At 57.3% G+C, this 17,508-nt stretch carries 16 protein-coding genes and 1 tRNA gene; 13 read left to right on the top strand and 4 right to left on the bottom strand.

The genetic code is table 11. The annotated features are described in order from the left end of the window. Positions 1-302: 302 nt before the first annotated feature. The gene (locus UH5x_RS16645; RefSeq protein ID WP_047814692.1) at positions 303-1,256 is read right to left on the bottom strand and encodes a ThuA domain-containing protein; all 954 of its coding nucleotides are present in this window, start codon (positions 1,254-1,256) and stop codon (positions 303-305) included. An 86-nt stretch (positions 1,257-1,342) separates the two neighbouring features. Beyond that, entirely contained in the window at positions 1,343-2,641 is a 1,299-nt protein-coding gene (locus UH5x_RS16640; RefSeq protein WP_236696257.1) for a NupC/NupG family nucleoside CNT transporter, read from the bottom strand. Between the two features lie 143 nt (positions 2,642-2,784). On the opposite strand from UH5x_RS16640, the gene UH5x_RS16635 reads away from it, so the two are divergent. Next, positions 2,785-4,287 carry a methyltransferase regulatory domain-containing protein gene (locus UH5x_RS16635; protein ID WP_482633069.1) on the top strand — a complete coding sequence of 501 codons (1,503 nt, stop codon included), beginning with the start codon at positions 2,785-2,787 and terminating at the stop codon, positions 4,285-4,287. 59 nt (positions 4,288-4,346) lie between these two features. On the opposite strand, the gene UH5x_RS16630 is transcribed toward UH5x_RS16635, so the two are convergent. Next, on the bottom strand, positions 4,347-5,786 hold the full coding sequence (locus UH5x_RS16630) for an MFS transporter (RefSeq protein ID WP_482633068.1): 1,440 nt from the start codon (positions 5,784-5,786) through the stop codon (positions 4,347-4,349). 176 nt (positions 5,787-5,962) lie between these two features. Between UH5x_RS16630 and UH5x_RS16625 the strand changes: the two genes are divergently transcribed. The 12 genes from UH5x_RS16625 to UH5x_RS16570 all read left to right on the top strand — a co-directional run bounded on the left by UH5x_RS16625 (position 5,963) and on the right by UH5x_RS16570 (position 16,300). Beyond that, positions 5,963-6,925 (top strand): sugar phosphate isomerase/epimerase family protein, encoded by a 963-nt coding sequence (locus UH5x_RS16625; RefSeq protein WP_047814689.1) that lies wholly within the window; start codon positions 5,963-5,965, stop codon positions 6,923-6,925. 179 nt (positions 6,926-7,104) lie between these two features. After that, a complete protein-coding gene (locus UH5x_RS16620; protein ID WP_047814688.1) occupies positions 7,105-7,461 on the top strand; it encodes a hypothetical protein in 357 nt (118 codons plus the stop codon). Between the two features lie 441 nt (positions 7,462-7,902). Continuing rightward, the gene (clpX, locus tag UH5x_RS16615; RefSeq protein ID WP_047814686.1) at positions 7,903-9,186 is read left to right on the top strand and encodes an ATP-dependent Clp protease ATP-binding subunit ClpX; all 1,284 of its coding nucleotides are present in this window, start codon (positions 7,903-7,905) and stop codon (positions 9,184-9,186) included. Positions 9,187-9,202: 16 nt separating this feature from the next. Further along, positions 9,203-10,186 (top strand): pyruvate kinase, encoded by a 984-nt coding sequence (locus UH5x_RS16610; protein WP_482633067.1) that lies wholly within the window; start codon positions 9,203-9,205, stop codon positions 10,184-10,186. Positions 10,187-10,384: 198 nt separating this feature from the next. Next, the gene (locus UH5x_RS16605; protein WP_047814684.1) at positions 10,385-11,002 is read left to right on the top strand and encodes a 50S ribosomal protein L25; all 618 of its coding nucleotides are present in this window, start codon (positions 10,385-10,387) and stop codon (positions 11,000-11,002) included. Beyond that, a complete protein-coding gene (gene pth / locus UH5x_RS16600; protein WP_047814683.1) occupies positions 10,999-11,571 on the top strand; it encodes an aminoacyl-tRNA hydrolase in 573 nt (190 codons plus the stop codon). The genes UH5x_RS16605 and pth overlap by 4 nt, the downstream gene beginning before the upstream one ends. Positions 11,572-11,612: 41 nt before the next feature. Next, positions 11,613-12,035, top strand: a complete 423-nt coding sequence (gene rpsF, locus UH5x_RS16595; RefSeq protein WP_047814682.1) for a 30S ribosomal protein S6 — start codon at positions 11,613-11,615, stop codon at positions 12,033-12,035. A gap of 34 nt (positions 12,036-12,069) precedes the next feature. Then, positions 12,070-12,576 (top strand): single-stranded DNA-binding protein, encoded by a 507-nt coding sequence (locus tag UH5x_RS16590; protein ID WP_047814681.1) that lies wholly within the window; start codon positions 12,070-12,072, stop codon positions 12,574-12,576. A 78-nt stretch (positions 12,577-12,654) separates the two neighbouring features. After that, positions 12,655-13,200: a 50S ribosomal protein L9 gene (gene rplI, locus UH5x_RS16585; protein WP_047814680.1), complete on the top strand. Its 546-nt coding sequence runs from the start codon at positions 12,655-12,657 to the stop codon at positions 13,198-13,200. Positions 13,201-13,338: 138 nt separating this feature from the next. After that, positions 13,339-13,420 (top strand) — tRNA-Leu (locus tag UH5x_RS16580). Between the two features lie 24 nt (positions 13,421-13,444). Further along, positions 13,445-14,476, top strand: a complete 1,032-nt coding sequence (locus UH5x_RS16575; protein ID WP_482633066.1) for a hypothetical protein — start codon at positions 13,445-13,447, stop codon at positions 14,474-14,476. 228 nt (positions 14,477-14,704) lie between these two features. Continuing rightward, the gene (locus tag UH5x_RS16570) at positions 14,705-16,300 is read left to right on the top strand and encodes an endo-1,4-beta-xylanase (RefSeq protein WP_482633065.1); all 1,596 of its coding nucleotides are present in this window, start codon (positions 14,705-14,707) and stop codon (positions 16,298-16,300) included. Between the two features lie 314 nt (positions 16,301-16,614). Here UH5x_RS16570 and UH5x_RS16565 read toward each other — a convergent pair whose 3' ends face one another. Beyond that, on the bottom strand, positions 16,615-17,241 hold the full coding sequence (locus UH5x_RS16565) for a DJ-1/PfpI family protein (protein WP_482633064.1): 627 nt from the start codon (positions 17,239-17,241) through the stop codon (positions 16,615-16,617). Positions 17,242-17,508: the final 267 nt, after the last annotated feature.

Raw genomic sequence — 17,508 nt, 5'->3', positions numbered from 1 at the left:
GTGCCATTTTTTAGTGCCGTGTCAGGAACGCCTTAAGAACCCTGCCCGACGAAGTTGGGAGGGGTCGGAAAGCGAGCGTTCAGCGATATTTCCGGGGGAGGGGAGTGCGCACCGCTCCCCATGCCCGGCCCTCACCCTCGCGTACGCCTGAACGGCGTCGCTCTCCTCAAACTTCGTTTCAGGAGAGATTCTCAAATGCAGAAGCCCGCCAAAACGCAGCACTCGAAAACTGCACGACTTCGAAGCGGGGCGAGCGCCCAAGCGGCGAGGAGATGAAACCCAATCATTCCTGGGCTGCCTGCTTACTTCTTTTTGCGAGGTTTCTTGGGATCCAAGTTCTGATCCAACTGTTCTTCGTTCACGGTGGATTGGATGCCGTCCTCGGGAATTTGCCCTTTGGCGGTCCAGACCAACGCGTTGAGCACGACCTTGCGATAGTCGTCGATGCCCCAGTTGTCATGGAAGTGACCGCCGGTGAATCCAAATCCTCGACCACCATCGGAACGTTCGACCACCCACATCATGGCCTCTGCGCGACCGCCTGATGCTTGGATGTGAGCGTAGGGACCTTGGGGGTAAACGTAGGGGCCATCGCGAACATCGTCGGATGGTTTGGCCAACAAGATCGGCTGGAATTGCAGGCCATCGATTTCCTTCGCCTCGTTGCCAGCCATCCCGGACAAGAATCGCATGTTGAAGTACCACTCGTCGTTGGCTTGGAACGGTTGAACGCCGTTGGTGACAGGGTGATCGGGGAAGACCGCGAAGGTGGGTTCCCAGATTGGGTTGCATGAGAACTGATTTTCGTAGTGACCGCCGATCCAGCGAGTCATTTCCTGGCCGGCTTGATCGGTCACGACTTCCACGCCGTAGTGCATGAAACCGAGTCCCACGCCGTTTTTGACCCACTCGTCGATCATCTTGAGTCGACGGCCTTCTTCTTGGACGATTTCATGGCGTCCGCCACCGTCCATGTAAAAGACAACGGCATCGGCGTTTTCAAAGATGGTTTCGTCTTGGGGCCATCCATTCAGGACCACTTCCACGTCCAGGTCCTCGACGTCTTTCAGGGAATCAGCTAGCAGTTGCACACCCGCATTGAATTCGTGCATTCGAGGTGGGTGGGAGGGTTTGCCGGCGACCAAGACGAGTTTTTGAGTTTCTGCCAGGCTGGTCGGGGGAGCGATCGCAGCGGCGCTGAACAGCAGGATCAGGGCAGGGACGAGATGCAAACGACGGACGTTCAAGGTGTTCACTCGGCGTGCGGGAGGGGCGAAAGGTAGGAACCCTCAGTATAACTCACCGTCCGTTTCAGCGTCGTCCGGTCTGAACCGTCGATTGTTCAGAGCATCATGCCGGCGATGGCACCGGTCATGCAGCAGGCCAGCAGCCCACCGAACATCGCTCGGAGACCCAGGGAAGCCAGGTCCGATTTTCGTTCCGGGACCAATCCGCCGATCCCACCGACTTGGATTCCAATCGCTGCGAAATTGCTGAAACCGGCCAACGCGTAGGTCAGCACGGTGGCGGTCCGCTCGCTGATGGGCGGTTCGTCGGACTGAACCAGTTGCCCCAGTTGTTGATAGGCGATGAATTCGTTGGCGACAGTCTTCAGTCCAATCAGTTCCCCGGCCGCTCGGCATTCCGATGCCGGGATCCCCAGCAACCAGGCTAGCGGCCAACAGGCGTAGCCCAGGATCACGCCCAACGTGATTTGGGGAGCATTGTTCGAGTCGATCCAGCCGAAGGTCGTGCAGATGCCGCCGAGCAGCAAATCGATCAAGGCAATCAGTGCCAGGAACGCGATCAGCATTGCGCCCACGTTGAGTGCCAGCTTCAAACCATCGCTGGCACCTTCGACCGCGGCTGCGATCGCGTTGACGTGAGTCCGTTCGATTTTCAGTGTCATCGTGTCGTCAGCGAGGTTTCGGTTGCGAGCCGATCGCTTGGCATCCAGTTCATTGGGCGTGTCCGGCACCATGACTTTCGCGATCAAGAGCGCTGCGGGAGCACTGATGATCGATGCGGTCAGAAGGTGGCTGATGTCCACACCCATTTTTGCGTAGGCGCCCAGCAAGCCTCCCGTCACAGTTGCGAATCCGCCGGTCATCATCGCACACAGTTCGCTGCGACTCATCTTTGCTAGGTACGGGCGGACGACCAAGGGAGCCTCGGTATGACCGACGAAAACGTTTGCCGCGGCAGCCAACGTTTCCGGGCCGCTCGTTTTCAAAGAGAACTTCATCACCCAGGCCATCGTCCAAACGATTCGTTGCATCACACCCAGGTGATACAGAACGCTCATCAGAGACGAAAAGAAAATCACGGTCGGCAACACTCCAAACGCAAAGGTTGCCAGCAAGGAATCGCCCAGTGGATTGTCGGGGCCGGTGGCAAACAGAAAACCGGAACCAGCATCGACGGTGCGCATCAGTGTTTGGAAGCCATCGCCGACGTGTTTGAATGTTTTGCGGCCCAGGTGGGTTTGCAACACCAACACGGCCAGCGTGAATTGCAGCAGCAGGCCGCCGATCACAATCCGCCAGGGAAAACGCCGACGATCGGTGCTGATCGACCACGCCAGTGTCACGAACACCACGATGCCCAGACCGCACACCAATCTTGGAAGGATCTCGTTCAACTGTGGCCCCTGAATCAGAAAGCGTGGTCTGCGATCAACGTCGCCCGTGATAAACTTCGCCGCCGATCATATCATCAAGAAAGCTGGTCCAAGGGGCGAAAGATTCAGAGACCGCCCTGTCACTCTCTCCGATTGCAACGTTGATGACCAACTACGACGAAGTCCCGTATCCCGATTTCATTCACCCGGCCACGCATCCGGGCAACATGGCCGCGATTGCTCGACTGCATGGAGTGAATGCACCACCGCCGGAATCGTGTCGCGTCTTGGAACTTGCCTGTGGGCCCGGCGGCAACTTGATTTCGCTGGCGACGTTGCTTCCCAGCAGTCACTTTGAAGGAGTCGACTTCGCCGCTGGCCACGTGAAGACCGGCAACGCGATGATCGGCAAACTTGGGCTCACCAACATCCAGTTGCATCACGCCAAGATCGAGGACTGGGTGACGCATCCGGAGAGCGAGCAGGACCGATTTGATTACATCATCGCTCATGGGGTTTATTCCTGGGTGCCGGAAGAGGTCCGGCAATCGATCCTGGCGATTTGTCAGATGCGATTGTCGGCCAATGGAATCGCTCTGATCAGTTACAACACGTACCCGGGTTGGCACCAACGCCAGATGGCTCGTGACATGATGCGTTATCACGCCGATGGGATCGAGGACCCGCACAAACGACTGAGGCATGGCAAAGCCCTGTTGAGCTCCGTCGCGCAGAATGTCCCACAAGGGTCGGCGTACCGCGTGGCTTTGGAGGAGGAACTCAAAGCACTCGACCAAGCCAACGAAGCGTACATCTCTCATGAGCAATTCGAAGACACCAACCGGCCGTGCTACTTCCATGAGTTTGCGGCGGAAGCGGGGGCCCAATGCTTGCAGGTCATCGCCGAAGCGGATTGGGGGGACTCCACCTACGAACAGGTCCGTCCCGATGTGGCCTCGGCACTGGCTTCGCTGCCGAAGATTCGCCGCGGGCAAACGCTGGACTTCTTTCGACGACGCACGTTTCGGCAAACGTTGGTGTGTCATGAATCCGTTGCGGTCAGTGAGCAGCTGCAATCGGCCGACATGGCGTCGATGCACTTTGTGACCTCATCGAGTCTGCAGGGTGATCAGATCACCGGTTCGAATGGGCTGAGCGGGACGGTGGAAGATCCCACGACACGGCAAGCGATGGAGTGTTTGGTCGCTGAGTATCCCGCTTCGATGAGTTACCAGGAATTGTGCGAGGTGGTAGAGACCGAAGAGCCCCGTTCGTTGGCCACCTTGCAGATGGACCTGTTCAACCTCGTTTGCGTGGGATTGGTGTCCGTCAGTGCATCCCCCACGGAAGTTTGCCGAGAAGTGTCGTCGCACCCACGAGCCTTGCCTCTGGCTCGAGAGCAAGTTTTGCTAGGAGATACAGTCACGAATCTTCGTCACCAACCCATTCGGTTGGACGACACGACGGCGCACTTGATTCGTTGCTGCGATGGAGAAACGGATCACGCGGGTTTGGTTGAGAGGATGGTCGCTTACTCGATGGCCAATGGCGGTCTCGTCGAAGGAGACCAAGTCGTCACTGGGGAAGAGAGCTTGCGGGTTTTGGTGACTGCCAAGATGACGTCCAATCTGCAGCGACTCGCCGCGATGGCGTTGCTGGTCGGGTGAAACTTGTGAACGTCCCTGCTCCGCGGTGAACGTGACCAACCGTGATACTGACTTTCAACTCAGTTGGCGGGCGTGGTCGGTGCAGCGGCCGTCGGTGAAACGGTTCGTTCGAGCGAGGGGCGATAGAAGATTGCCACGGGCAGGAACAGCACCGCCATCGCGCCGAACACGGTGCTTCGCGGCAGATCAGCGGAGGTCAAAACCGTGTTGAGGATTTGGTACAGCACGCCTGACATCACGATCGCGAAAAAGTTGGCTTGGTTCATGACCGCGATCATGCGGCCTTTGAGTTCCTCGGGCGGACGGGCTTGCAGGAACACCTGAATTGGAATCGCGAAGAACGCGGCGGAGGCCCCCAGCAGCATCAGGACTGGGATCGACCCGCCAAAGCCCAGCAAGTGTCGACCGCCGGGCAGTGAAATCGCGAGCACGGCGCAGAAGGCAACGACGCCCCACATGCCGATTTGAATGACGACTTTGTCAGATAACTTTCGGCTCAAGGCACCCGCGGCGGCACCGCCAAAGGCGATTCCGACGCTGATCAATGACACCATCAAGCTGGTTTTCGTGTCAGAAATCTCAAGCTGGGTTTTGCCGAGGGAATTGACGGCTTGGATCGTCAGCCCCGCGATCAACCAAAACACGCACGACGCCAACAGAGCGAGCAACAAGGGTGTGTCGGTTTTCAACAGCGTTCGCATCGGTCGCGGGACGGCCAAGTACTCGGCCTTGAGTTTCAGGGTCGGATCGGCGGCCGGCAGGCGGATGATCAAGAGGCTGGTGATGGTTCCCACGATGGCGATGCCGACACACACGAGCGAACCGATCCATAAACCGGAAGCGGCTTCCATCTGTGGGACTCCCGCCGGAACGATCGAATCCTTCAGTGGTCCAGCGACAGCGGTGCCGATGATGATCGCGATGAACGTGGTCATCAGGACCAAGCCGTTGCCGCGGTTGAGTTGGTTGCCTGACAACATCTCTGGCATGATGCCGTATTTGCCGGGCCCAAAGAACGTGCTTTGCAGTCCCATCAAGAACAGCACGATCCAAAGTCCCGCGAATCCGATCATGGGCGTGGCCAGGAACGCGAGCAGACCGAGTCCCATGATTGCGATCTCGGCGACCTTGCTGGTCACGATGATCGTGCGTTTGCTGTAGCGATCCGCCAAGTACCCGGCCAAGCCGCCAAAGACAACAAAAGGCAGCCCGAACACCACCGTGGCGATCCCTTGCAAGTCACCTCCGCCAGCGGGTTTGGTCGCCGGAGCATCGGTCAGCTCACCTGCGACTTCGATGGCGGCGGATCCCTCGTTGACGCTGCCATCGGCAACGGTCGCCACGACCGCCGTGGGAATGGCCAGGAGCAGCAACAACTGTTTGAAGAGGTTGTCGTTGAAGGCACCGAAGAACTGGGTTGCGATGAAACCGAGGAACGAGGGGTGACTGAGCGAATCAATCGGCCCATCTTTTGGGAACGCGGTGGGAGAATCTGACATGGAGATTCAGCTACAGTGGAAAGCGAGTGGAGCAGAGACGGGGCGACCGAGCGGAGTGGTTCCTGAGAGAAAGGGGGCCACTTGCTCATTCTTCGAGTTTTGTTCGTTCACTTCCAGATGAATCCGATTGGCAGCCACCGAAAGCGAGAGATGATTGCAGACGCAAGGTTACCATCATGTCGATGACACCGGGCTACCACGCGGGTGGGTTGCTGTTGCACGATCCGATCTCGGTGATCGAGTCGTTGGCGTCGATGGGATACCGCTGCGTTGCCGTTCGGCCGCGGCGAGGGATTTTGGCCTGGGAACAGGGGCTGGCCGGCGGTCTGTTTTCTTCGATTGCAGCGAGCGGAGCGGAGCAGGATTCCTGGGGTCGTTTTCTTGACGAGGCACGTTTGCATCGTTGTCAGGTGGTGATCGACACGGAATCCTCGTTTGTGCTGGACCGCGAAAAGGCGGCGCTGCCGTCGTTGGCGGATCCGGACGAGTCTTTGGTCCAGGCAACCGTCGGTTGGTGCGAGCACTGGATTCGGATGGCTGAGCGGCGTCCGGGAACGGTGTTGACCTTGGGGGCGGGAGTTTGGCCGCGGGACGAGTTTTCGTCCGGGTTGAGCGAGTTGGATCTGGAGCGATTGGCCGATCGGCTCGAGTCACTGGCACGGTATGCGGGGCGTCGGGGCGTCTCGATAGCACTCCGACCGGCGATGGGGCACGCGATTTCAAGCGTCGCGGAATTTGAGCGGATCTGCCAGTGGTTGCCCGCGAGCTTGGACTTGGGGCTGGCGGCGGACTTAGGAGAAATGGTTTCGGCGGGGGAGATGCCGTTGGGGCCACGGCTGCAGCGGAACGCCGAGCGGTTGAAGCTCGTGTATCTCTGCGATCACCGTTGGCCGGGGCAACCGCCTCGCGAATTGCCGCCCGGGACCGTCGGTCGCGACGACACCCCGATCGGAACGGGGGAACTGACACTTCGCCGGGTCACCGAAACCCTGGGGAAAATGGACTTCGGCGGACCCGTGGTGGTTCGGGTCGAGGGACACTGCGAACAAGGATTGCGGATTCCGCGTCTAGGAATGCAGCATCTGTTGCAGTGTCGGTGGTGGCGTCAGGCGTGCGAGAGCGTGCCAACGGTGGATTGAGCTCGCCTTGGCGGAGTGAACCACTGGCCGCTGTGAAAAGAAGTTGTGAAACTTGAAAGCCCTGGTTTTTGTGACAATTGCAAGTGGACCGGCCCACCAGGACACTCCTATGATCAAAGAGCACCGGCAAGGACTCCTCTGCGAGTTCGAGGCGGTGTCGAACTTCCAAGTCAGCTCCTATGAACGAAGTCTCGGTTGTGACAGATGTGATAGCAAAACCGGCCGTGCAGGCTGGCATTGCTCTAGTGGTTCTAGCCATCTTGATTGCACTCGCATTTTGGGTGTTGGCAAGGTTGCGCGACTACAACACTGACGACCAGCTAGACACCCCAGAAGTGTTCGTAAACCTGGAAGAAATGCGACGCAAAGGTGACATCAACGAGGAGGAATTCCGAACTATACAAGCAGCAACGCGGTCAACTTCCGCTTCGACGACTGATCCTCCGGTTCCCACAGCCTCCCAGGCCGATTCCGGTCTCGGTTCTTTTCCTTCGCCTCGTTCCGACGAGGAGGGCGAGAATGAATCGAGAACCTGAACGATCAAGGCACCGGAGAAAAGGTGAGTTGTCGAAAACTACCGATCTTGTTGTCACCCAAGAAAGCCGTCGATGATTCGCCCTCCCAATTCATGGGCATACCAATCATTGGCAACCGATGAAACCCATTACCAAACCACGAGTGGCTCGAGCTTCGAGGACAAGGATGTTCCTTCGGCGCGGGTTGTTGATTCGGATGCAAATCCGGGTCGCAATGTGTTGAAAAGCATTCGAGTCGTGGCCGATCCGTTCGATGTGTCGAGTTCTTTTGCGAGAACGCGCCTTCAATGTTCGGTGGATGCGAGGAATTGCGTACAATAAAGCGTGAGCACCGACTTCGGTGTTGATGCTCGATTGCCCGCGAAAACCTCATTGATCGTCATCCGCCGACGCCGAGGGACGAGCCCGCAATGTTGGACTCATAAAAGTAAGGAGTCGTGTATGCCCACCAAGGAAACTTCGAACTCTCGCCGCGGCAGCGCAGCGACGAAGAAGAATGCGTTTTGCAGCTTCTGTCGTAAGAGTTACCGTGACGTCGGTCCCCTCGTCGAAGGCCCCGGCGACGTCTACATCTGTGCCGAGTGCATTGACCTGTGTCAATCCATTCTGGACCAGGAGCAACGTCGACGTGGCCCGTCCAAGTCACTGTTCAGCGATATCCCGTCACCACGGTCGATCGTCGAGCACCTGGACAACTATGTCATCGGTCAAGGCTCAGCCAAACGTGTTTTGGCGGTGGCGGTTCACAACCACTACAAACGACTCAGCAGTGGTGCCGACGGCAGCAATGGAGAGGTCGAGATCGAGAAGAGCAACATCCTGTTGGCCGGGCCAACCGGGAGCGGGAAAACGTTGCTGGCTCGCTCACTCGCTCGCATGTTGAACGTGCCGTTCGCAATCGGTGACGCGACCACGCTGACCGAAGCGGGTTACGTTGGCGAAGACGTCGAGAACTTGTTGCTGAAATTGCTGCACGCAGCCGACTTCGACGTCGAAGCCGCTCAGCGTGGGATTCTGTACATCGACGAAGTCGACAAGATCGGAAGCACGAACGGCAATGTCTCGATCACTCGTGACGTTTCCGGCGAAGGCGTTCAGCAAAGCTTGCTGAAAATGCTGGAAGGAACCGTTGCCAACGTTCCACCTCAGGGCGGACGCAAGCATCCCGAGCAGCAGTACATTCAGCTGGACACCAGCAACATTCTGTTCATCTGTGGCGGAACGTTCGTTGGAATCGAAGAGATCATTCGCCGTCGTCTGGGACATCGCACGCTCGGATTCGGCGAAGGTGCCAACCTTCGCAATGAACAAACCCCGGGTGAATTGGTCGCTCAAGTTCAAACCGAAGACATTTTGAAGTTCGGTTTGATCCCTGAGCTCGTCGGACGGATGCCGGTCATCAGCTACCTGCAGCCACTTGACTTGGAAGGGTTGATTCAAGTCCTGACCGAACCGAAGAACTCGTTGGTCAAGCAGTACCAAGCGTTGTTTGCGATGGAAAATTGCGAGCTTGAGTTCACCGAAGAAGCCTTGCATGCGATTGCTGAAAAAGCTGTCGACAAGGGCGTCGGGGCTCGTGGTTTGCGAGGCATCATGGAAGATGTGATGCTGGACATCATGTACGACCTACCAGAACAAGAAGACGGCAAGGTCTACACGATTGACGAAGCGATCGTGACCGGGAAGCAAGACTTGTTCAAAATGCCAACGACTAAGAGTGCTTGAGCACTTTGAATCGCCGATGAAACGAATCCATTCGATGGAATCTGACTCGCATCGCCAAACCCGCCTGTTCCAGGTTGGTTTGGCGATTGCCGTTTGGTCTGGTTGGATCTCCGCAACCTTGCTGCTGTCGTCGGCATCGGGGCCGAATTCGGTCTTCGCCCAGCAACCAATCGCCAAAGCCACCTGGGGAGTCGATTCCGGAGTCGTTCGATTGCCGCCAGGGTTGGTGGCCCAGTCGATGCCGCGAGATCGATTCAACCAATTGTTGTTTTTGGGGACACCCAAGTTGACCCATGGCGATGTCGGCGACGTCACCGACCTGGTGCGTCAGAACAGCAGTCTGTTTGGGTTGGCGATCATGGCGACGGTGGTTCAAGAGGACGGTGAGTACCAGCTTCGCGAAGTGGGTCTGGGGCATTCGTACTTGATTGGCAAGCGACCAACGATTGTCAATTCAGAGAAAGCGGAATCGCTGGGCGCGGACCTGGGGATGATCGCCAGTCGCGTGTTGGCCAAGAACGAAGCGATGATGGATCCGCCGATCGTCGTGATCCAGACCACTTCGTTGATTGTCTTCGATGTCACCGCCGTGATGTCCATCAACGCTCAGCATGTCGATCGCCGGATGCGGCATTTGATTTGGACGCACCCCCAGACGGGTCGGACGGCGATGGCGGTCTGGCTGCTCAACGAAGAGCTCACGCCACCGGGGGCAAAGCAGTGGGCGATCGAATCGGCGATGCCGATTCATCTCATTCCAGCTGATACGGTGGAGGATCGTGCGATTCATGTCGATGGAAACGAAATCTCCTGGACCATCCCCAGTGATCGAGCCTTTGCGCTGCAGCAATTGCCGGGAAAAACGTCGATTCCTTGGACTCCCGCGTTGCGAGAACACCTGGGAAATCGAGGGTTGGACGAAGCTTCATTGGGCCGGATGTTGGATGCGATCAACGATGCCATTGCCAGTGCAACTGGATCGAGGACGCAAAACAGGTAGTTTTGGCCTTGCAGACAGGCAGGAAATCGGCATACTGCCGTGCTTCGAAAAATTGCTCCGCCAGGAATCCCGCGCCCCGTGTTCGGAATCACACTTTCCAAAGTGCCGGTTTTGGTTCAACGATGATGGCAGCGAACAAGATTTCACCGCGGTTTTCCCCTTCCATCTCCACTTTTATTGCCCAGGTCGGTCCCCGTTATGACGGACGTCATTCAAGTCACCAAACGTGAATCCACCGGCACGGCCGCCACTCGCCGTTTGCGTCGCGACGGTCATGTTCCCGCAGTCTTGTACGGTCACGGCGAAGCCAACGAGCACTTGGCGGTCCCTTCGGCGCAAGTCAAAGGTTTGCTGCGTCACCACAGCAAGACGGTTCAACTGGCTGGCGATGTCGATGAGACCGCCTTGGTCAGCGACATGCAGTGGGATCCCTTGGGAATCGAAGTGCTGCACATGGACCTGATTCGGGTCAACCTGAAGGAAAAGGTAGAGTTGGGCGTGCCGATCGTGCATCACGGCGAAGCCGTTGGTGTTCGCGAAGGCGGCATGTTGCTCGAAAACGTTTTCGAAGTTGAAATTCGTTGCTCGGCAGGTTCGATTCCTGACCACCTGGTTCTAGAAATCGCCGAATTGGGTGTCGGCCAGCACAAACTGGCTAGCGACCTGACCTTGCCTGAGGGTGTGGAATTGATCACCGACGGCGACGTCGTGATCGCTCACATCGAAGCCCAACGCGATGAAGAAATCGCCGAAGCAGGCGACTCCTTGGCGGAACCTGAGGTGATCAGCAAAGGCTCTGGCGACGCAGACGAGTGAAGTTAGTCGTCGGCTTGGGGAACCCTGGTCGTAAGTACGATCAGACTCGCCACAACATTGGATTCATGGTCGCTGACGCATTGGTGCGTCGGTTTGTCGGTTCTCCCCCGACGACCAAATTTGAGGGAGAAATCAGCGAGTGTCGCATCGAAAACGAAAAGGTTTTGGTGCTTTGCCCGCATACCTACATGAACGCCAGTGGGCAAAGTGTCCGCAAGGCAATTGATTATTACAAACTTTCCCCGGAAGACATCCTCGTCATTTGTGATGACTTGAACCTCGAAACCGGTCGCGTTCGATTGCGACGATCGGGTTCCGCAGGTGGTCAAAAAGGCCTGGTCGACATCATTCGTCACCTCGGCAGCGATCAATGGGCGAGACTAAAGATCGGAATTGGACGTCCGCCAGCAAAATGGCAGGTGTCGGATTATGTTTTGGGCAAGTTTGACAAAACTGAATTAGAAGAAATGGAACATGCCATCGTGCATTCCTGCGACGCCACCGCTTGTTGGGTGGCCAAGGGGGTGACGGAAGCCATGAACCGTTACAATGCCGCCAGCGGCGCTTAGTCACTTTTTTTCCCGTTCCCGCACCTCCCGCGATCTGTCCCGTGGCAAAAGTCAACACTTACGAAACGCTTTTCATCCTCGATAGCAACCACTACGCACGCGACCCCGGTGGCGTCGCGAAGCAGCTCGAAGAGCTGATCGCCGAGAACGGTGGTGAAGTGCAAGTCAGTCGGATGTGGATGGAGCAAAAGCTTGCTTATCCAATCGACAAGCACCAAAAAGGCACCTACTACCTGATCTATTTCAGCATGGAAGGTCCCAACTTGACCAAGTTGGCTCGCGGTTTTGCCTTGGCAGAGCCCGTCATTCGGGAGCTGACCATCCGGTTGGACCCACGTTTGGTCGAGCCCATCCTGGCCAACGCTCGCGGTGAACAGTTCACCGGACCCGCTGGTGCGGAAGGTGCCGACGAAGAGTCAACCGAAAACTCCGGCGAAGCGGTTGCTGAAACCGCTGATGCTTGATCACGACTGATTTGAATTCCGGGAGGACTCAACCATGGCAAGTTTTAACCGCGTGATGTTGATGGGGAATTTAACCCGTGACATTGAACTGCGTTATTTGCCGAGTGGGATGGCCGTCGCGGAGTTTTCGATCGCAGTCAACGAAAAACGCAAAGCGTCCGATGGACAGTGGGTCGAAGATGTTTCGTTCTTCGAAATCACGCTTTTTGGACGCACCGCAGAAGTTGCCAGTGAGTACCTTTCCAAAGGTTCACCGATCTTTGTCGAAGGCCGTCTGAAACAGGACACGTGGGAAAAAGACGGTCAGAAGCGTTCCAAGGTCAAAGTGATCGGCGAACGCATGCAGATGATCGGCGGCCGAGGTGAATCCGGTGGCGGTGGTGGTGGAGGCGGACGACCCGCAGCCTCACGACCCAGCTCGGAAGCGTCTCGAGTCGACTCGCAACCTTCCAATTACGTCAATTCCAATACTCCTTCCTCGCATGATTCACAACCGACCGGAGACGGCCCAGGTTACGACGAGCCAGATATCCCGTTCTAGCTTCCAAACTGCCGCCTGACGTTCACGTCACCTCCGTTCATCCCGAATCAGAACCCTTTTTTCTTCGACCCCTGAACCATGTCAAAATCAGCGACTCGGCGTGCGAATAGCCACTTCAAACGTCTTCCAAAAGGACAGAACGGCGGCATTGAACTGCTGTTGATCCACAACGTGGAGCACCTCGGACGCCAAGGTGACTTGGTCGAAGTCAAATCCGGCTACGCGTTGAACTACTTGTTGCCACAAGGCTTGGCAACGATCGCGACCGATCACCACAAACGAATGGTCGAAAAGCACCGCGAAAAATTGCGTGCCATCGAGTTGGAAAAGCTGAAAAGCTATCGCGAACAAGCCGACGAATTGGCCAAGCAGTCGATCACGATCGAAGCCAACGCCAACGACGAAGGTCACTTGTACGGCAGTGTCGGCCCTCACGAAATCGTGGATGCCCTCAAGGCCAGCGGGATCACCTTGGCTCAAGACCAGATCCGCTTGGAAGGTCCTTTGAAAGAGTTGGGTCTGTACACGGTGAAGATTCACCTGCACAGCGAAGTCGACGCCAGCCTGAAGGTTTGGGTCGTTCCAACGGTGGCCGCCGAAGGCGGCGAACCCGGCGCCAGCTGATCGGGACTGCGAGTTATTCGTCGTTGCAACCAGCAACGACGAAAAGCCAAAGTGACGATGCAACGATGTTCGACTTCACCGTCGAATGCTCGCTTCGGTGCTTTTGATTGACCGACCAGGCCTGAGTCTGGTCGCCACGGGGCTGTGGCGGAACTGGCAGACGCGCTAGATTTAGGATCTAGTTCCTTCGGGAGTGCAGGTTCGATTCCTGTCAGCCCTATCCCATCTGAACGAGTGAGACCTCATGGACGAGGGCACACGGTTTCGACGTCGCACATTGGATCGTGCACGTTCGTTCGTTCTGGGTGGTTTCTTTTTGTGGTTCACCGCTGGAACCGCTGTCGCTCAAGGGCAACCAACTCAACCGTCGGTCGCTCAGTTTTCAGCGGCCGAACTGCCGGTGCAAATCAATGCGCCCCAGCAATGGGCCGTCGCGAGTCCGCCGGAGATGGAACTCGAGAATTTCCGACGAGGTGTTTTCCAAGGTGGCGAACTGCTGGGTGGTTATCTCACCGATGGCAGTGGCTCACCCGTCGGTCCCGGGACAACGGGCGGACTGGATGAGACGTTTTGGGAGATTCGTCTGAGCACAGGGATCCCCCTGGGCAGCCTTGACAATTTGCTGGGAGTGCGTCCGTTCTTTCGTGCGGACCATCTCAGCGGTCTATCGGGCATTGATGCTCCCGAGACGCTGTACAGCACCGGCGTGACGTTGTTTCACCGCAAGAAGTGGAATGAGCGAATCTCAACGATCGTGATTGCAACGCCGTCCGTTCGCAGCGATTTCACCACCAGTGACAACGCGTTTCGCTTGTTTGGACTGGGGCTCGTGAATTGGCAATGCCGAGATGATCTGAGCCTTTCGCTGGGGGCGGTTTACTTCGATCGCAGCGACCTGGGTGTGTTGCCAGCGATTGGCCTGACATGGACGCCTTCGCCGGAGTGGAAGATTGATCTGATGATGCCCCGTCCGCAACTCAATCGCCGATTGTGGGTCGATCCGGGCCAGGCAGAAGGCTGGGCGTTTCTCGGCGGTTCAATCGGTGGCAATACATGGGCGGTGACCCGCGAAGGCGGCGTCAGAGACGGCCAAAGCGATGAATTGACCGTGAATGGCCTTCGGGTCTTCGGTGGCTACGAAACGCTTGTGACGGGCAATCGGGGATGGGGAATGGAGGTCGGCTACGTCTTCAACCGATCGCTGGAGTACGAGCAGGATGCGATTGAATTCGATTTGCACGATGCGGTGTTCGTCGAGGCCAGTTGGAAATTCTGAACAACTCCGAAAACGGGAGCTTCGGGGTTTGACCGGGCTACAATCTGTGCGAAGGGGGGTCTCTTGGGATCCCCGTTCCTTCAGATGATTCCACTGGTCGTGTGCATGTTTTCCTCAAGAAGTGCTTCTTTTCCCACGGTTTGTGTGGTTCTGCTTGGTCTTGCGTCCGGATGGCTGCCCGATGCTTCGGGACAGGAAGCTTTCCCTGGCGATCGCCTGAGGGAGCTCGTGCCGCCGAACTTTGCGATTGGCGGAGTGATGGGCGGGTACGACACCGATTCACTCGACACACCGGTCCTGGATCTGGCTCGCTCGGAGTTCAATGCGGTGACTGCAAAGGCATTCATGCCGTTTGGCCCTTGGACTGATCCGACGCAGCCGATCGACACGTCGGGACTGACGCGAAATGTTGCGTGGGCGGTTCAGAATGGGATGCAGGTGCATGCTCACGTGTTGGTCTACCCGACCGAGAATGTTCGCTTGCCATGGTTTCAGCAATTGCCCAATGAAGACGTTGAGCAGGTGTTGCAGCAGTACACGTCCACGATGGCGGGCAGTGTTTCGGGTGGTGTTTGGGTGTGGGACGTTGTCAACGAAGTCATCGGTGACAACGGCGATGTGATGGATGCCGATGGGCTTCGGATGGGGCTCGGTAGTGGCGAGAACTTCGTGCCTTACAAAGAGTACGCGGCGATGGGGCCGGACTACATCGCGAAAGCGTTTGAGTGGGCTCACGAAGCCGATCCAAACGCGTTGCTGATTCTCAATGAGTACTCCGCCGAAACCGTGAACGACAAGTCGGATCGGTTGTTGGCGTTGTGCAAGCGACTGCGCGATCAAGGGGTTCCGATCGACGGCGTTGGTTTCCAAAACCACTGGCTCGACCTTCGCTACGAACCCAACTACGACAGCATCCGTGAAAACTTTCAGCGGTTTGCCAATGAGGGTTTTCAGGTCTTCATCACCGAGTGCGATGTAGCGGCCGTGCACACGCAAGATCCGACGGGCAGTCCGCCGTCGCAGGAACAACTTCAGCGACAAGCTCGCGTGTTTTCGAACCTGTTGCAGATCGCGCTCGAGCAACCCGCGTGCAAGTCGTTCTTGATGTGGGATTACACCGATCAGACCTCATGGTTGCAGGACACGGACTTCACACTGACGTTGGCCGATCGTCGCCCGGGATACTCGGACACGGTGGTGCCACCGGGGACATCGATGTTCGCAACGCCGATCGCAGGCGGCGATGGCGTGGTTCCGATCTCGCCCAAGTTGGCTTATGTGCAGATGCAGGCGACGCTGTTGAATCGACCGTTCGACACCTATCGAGTGACCAGCGGTTGGGATTGGCAAACGTCGTACCTGGCACGCTCCGGGCAACCCGCCTCGGAAGGCCAATTTGTCCCGAGCGCGGAAGTCTACGCCGAGCGTTTGGACGAGCAATCGGAGTCTTGGTCGAGTTTGAAGTGGGAACTGGAACGCATTGGCCCCAGTGCCTATCGCATTCGCAATTTGTGGGGCGATGGGGCGGACTACCTGACGCGACAGCCAGCGGTCAGCGACGATCCGGAGGATGTCTTGCCGGGCAGCACGGTGGGGATGCAGTCGCTCAATGGGGCTTGGACGAGCCAGCAATGGTTCTTCATTCCAGCTGGAAACGGTGGCTTCCGATTGGTCAACGGATGGGCACCCGAGGACGGCGTTCTGACCCGCGAGGCTCAGGGTCAGAACTCAGCCGGCGACGAAGTGCCAGGTCCCGAGGTTCGTTTGCATCCACCTGCGGATTGGTCCAGTCAGGTGTGGTACTTCCACCGCATCGGCCAGTGACTTGAAGGAACCCATTCGGCCGACCCAATAAAAAGGGGACGCCAATAAAAAGGGGACGGAGGTCAATTAGCCAAGCGGTGCACACGGGATTCGCGTTGGTGCGGTTGCCAAGAGGATTTGGGCTCTCCTCGTTGGACGCTTGTTTGACTTCGCATGACATGTTTCGGATGGTGTCTCATCCGGGATGCCAGGCAGGTCGGCAGGAGTCTTTCGGTATTAGAACCGTTTGGGCAAGCGTTGTTGCTTCCGCGTACAACCGGGGCTAACGCCCAAACGGCTCACATGATGATTTCCGATGATTGCTTTCCACCTGCTTACCCCTTGGAATCGCGTGCGGCTTCGAGTTGGTTGATCCAGGGCGCGATGTAGAAGCCGTTGTCGCGGTAGGTGCGTCCGCTGACGAGGTTGCCGTCGATGACGCAGGGTTCGTCAACGAAGATTCCGCCGCAAACTTCTAAGTCGAATTGGCACTTGGCAACGGTGGCCATTCGGCGTCCTCGAACGCGATCGGCGTAGGCGGGAATCTCGACCCCGTGACAAACGCTGGCGATGGGTTTGTTGGTGTCAAAGAAGTGTTGCGTGATCCGCACCAAGTCTTTGTCGTAGCGAATGTACTCCGGTGCTCGGCCGCCGGAGAAGAAGATGCCCGCGTAGTCGTCTTCTTTCACCTCGGCGAAGGGGACGTCGCAATCGAGCGTGTAACCTTCCCATTCCTTGGTGATCGTCCAACCTGGTTTCACTTCGTGCAGCACCAGTTGGTAGAGCCGTTTCTCGGGTGCGGTCACGATCGGTTCGAACCCGGCTTCTTGCAGCCGGTAATACGGGTACATCGTGTCCAGCAACTCGGTGGCATCGCCGATGACGATCAGCACTTTTTCCATGACGAAATCTTGTGGTTTGGTGGTGGGACTGGTCGTGTGGCAACCGCTCGTCTGAGCCACGACGACGTGGGAGGCCGGTACTTTAACCTGTCGAGGATCGCTGCCCCAACAGGTCGAGCCGGTGACCGAAACAAGGCTTGGCGTCCAGAACAGCAGTGAATACTGCTGGGTGATTGCGTGATCTGATCTTGGCAGGTGGTGAAATTCGCATATTTATGAGGCTTCAGCTGCGATCGTGACCTAGAGTTCAGGTGCTGCCTCATCCGAGGGCAGTTCGGGAGCCGGGGGGTTCCTTCTTAGGTGACATGGGCAGTCAGCTGTTCCAAA

This window comes from Rhodopirellula sp. UH5 (assembly GCF_056839225.1).
This window is presented reverse-complemented; position numbering and strand designations above follow the sequence as displayed.

Bases quoted from the DNA above. Each gene is read 5' to 3' on its own strand.
- UH5x_RS16635 (WP_482633069.1), top strand. From the start codon at position 2,785: ATGACCAACTACGACGAAGTCCCGTATCCCGATTTCATTCACCCGGCC.
- clpX (WP_047814686.1), top strand. From the start codon at position 7,903: ATGCCCACCAAGGAAACTTCGAACTCTCGCCGCGGCAGCGCAGCGACG.
- UH5x_RS16610 (WP_482633067.1), top strand. From the start codon at position 9,203: ATGAAACGAATCCATTCGATGGAATCTGACTCGCATCGCCAAACCCGC.
- rplI (WP_047814680.1), top strand. From the start codon at position 12,655: ATGTCAAAATCAGCGACTCGGCGTGCGAATAGCCACTTCAAACGTCTT.
- UH5x_RS16625 (WP_047814689.1), top strand. From the start codon at position 5,963: ATGTCGATGACACCGGGCTACCACGCGGGTGGGTTGCTGTTGCACGAT.
- UH5x_RS16630 (WP_482633068.1), bottom strand. From the start codon at position 5,786: ATGTCAGATTCTCCCACCGCGTTCCCAAAAGATGGGCCGATTGATTCG.
- UH5x_RS16620 (WP_047814688.1), top strand. From the start codon at position 7,105: ATGAACGAAGTCTCGGTTGTGACAGATGTGATAGCAAAACCGGCCGTG.
- UH5x_RS16605 (WP_047814684.1), top strand. From the start codon at position 10,385: ATGACGGACGTCATTCAAGTCACCAAACGTGAATCCACCGGCACGGCC.
- UH5x_RS16590 (WP_047814681.1), top strand. From the start codon at position 12,070: ATGGCAAGTTTTAACCGCGTGATGTTGATGGGGAATTTAACCCGTGAC.
- UH5x_RS16575 (WP_482633066.1), top strand. From the start codon at position 13,445: ATGGACGAGGGCACACGGTTTCGACGTCGCACATTGGATCGTGCACGT.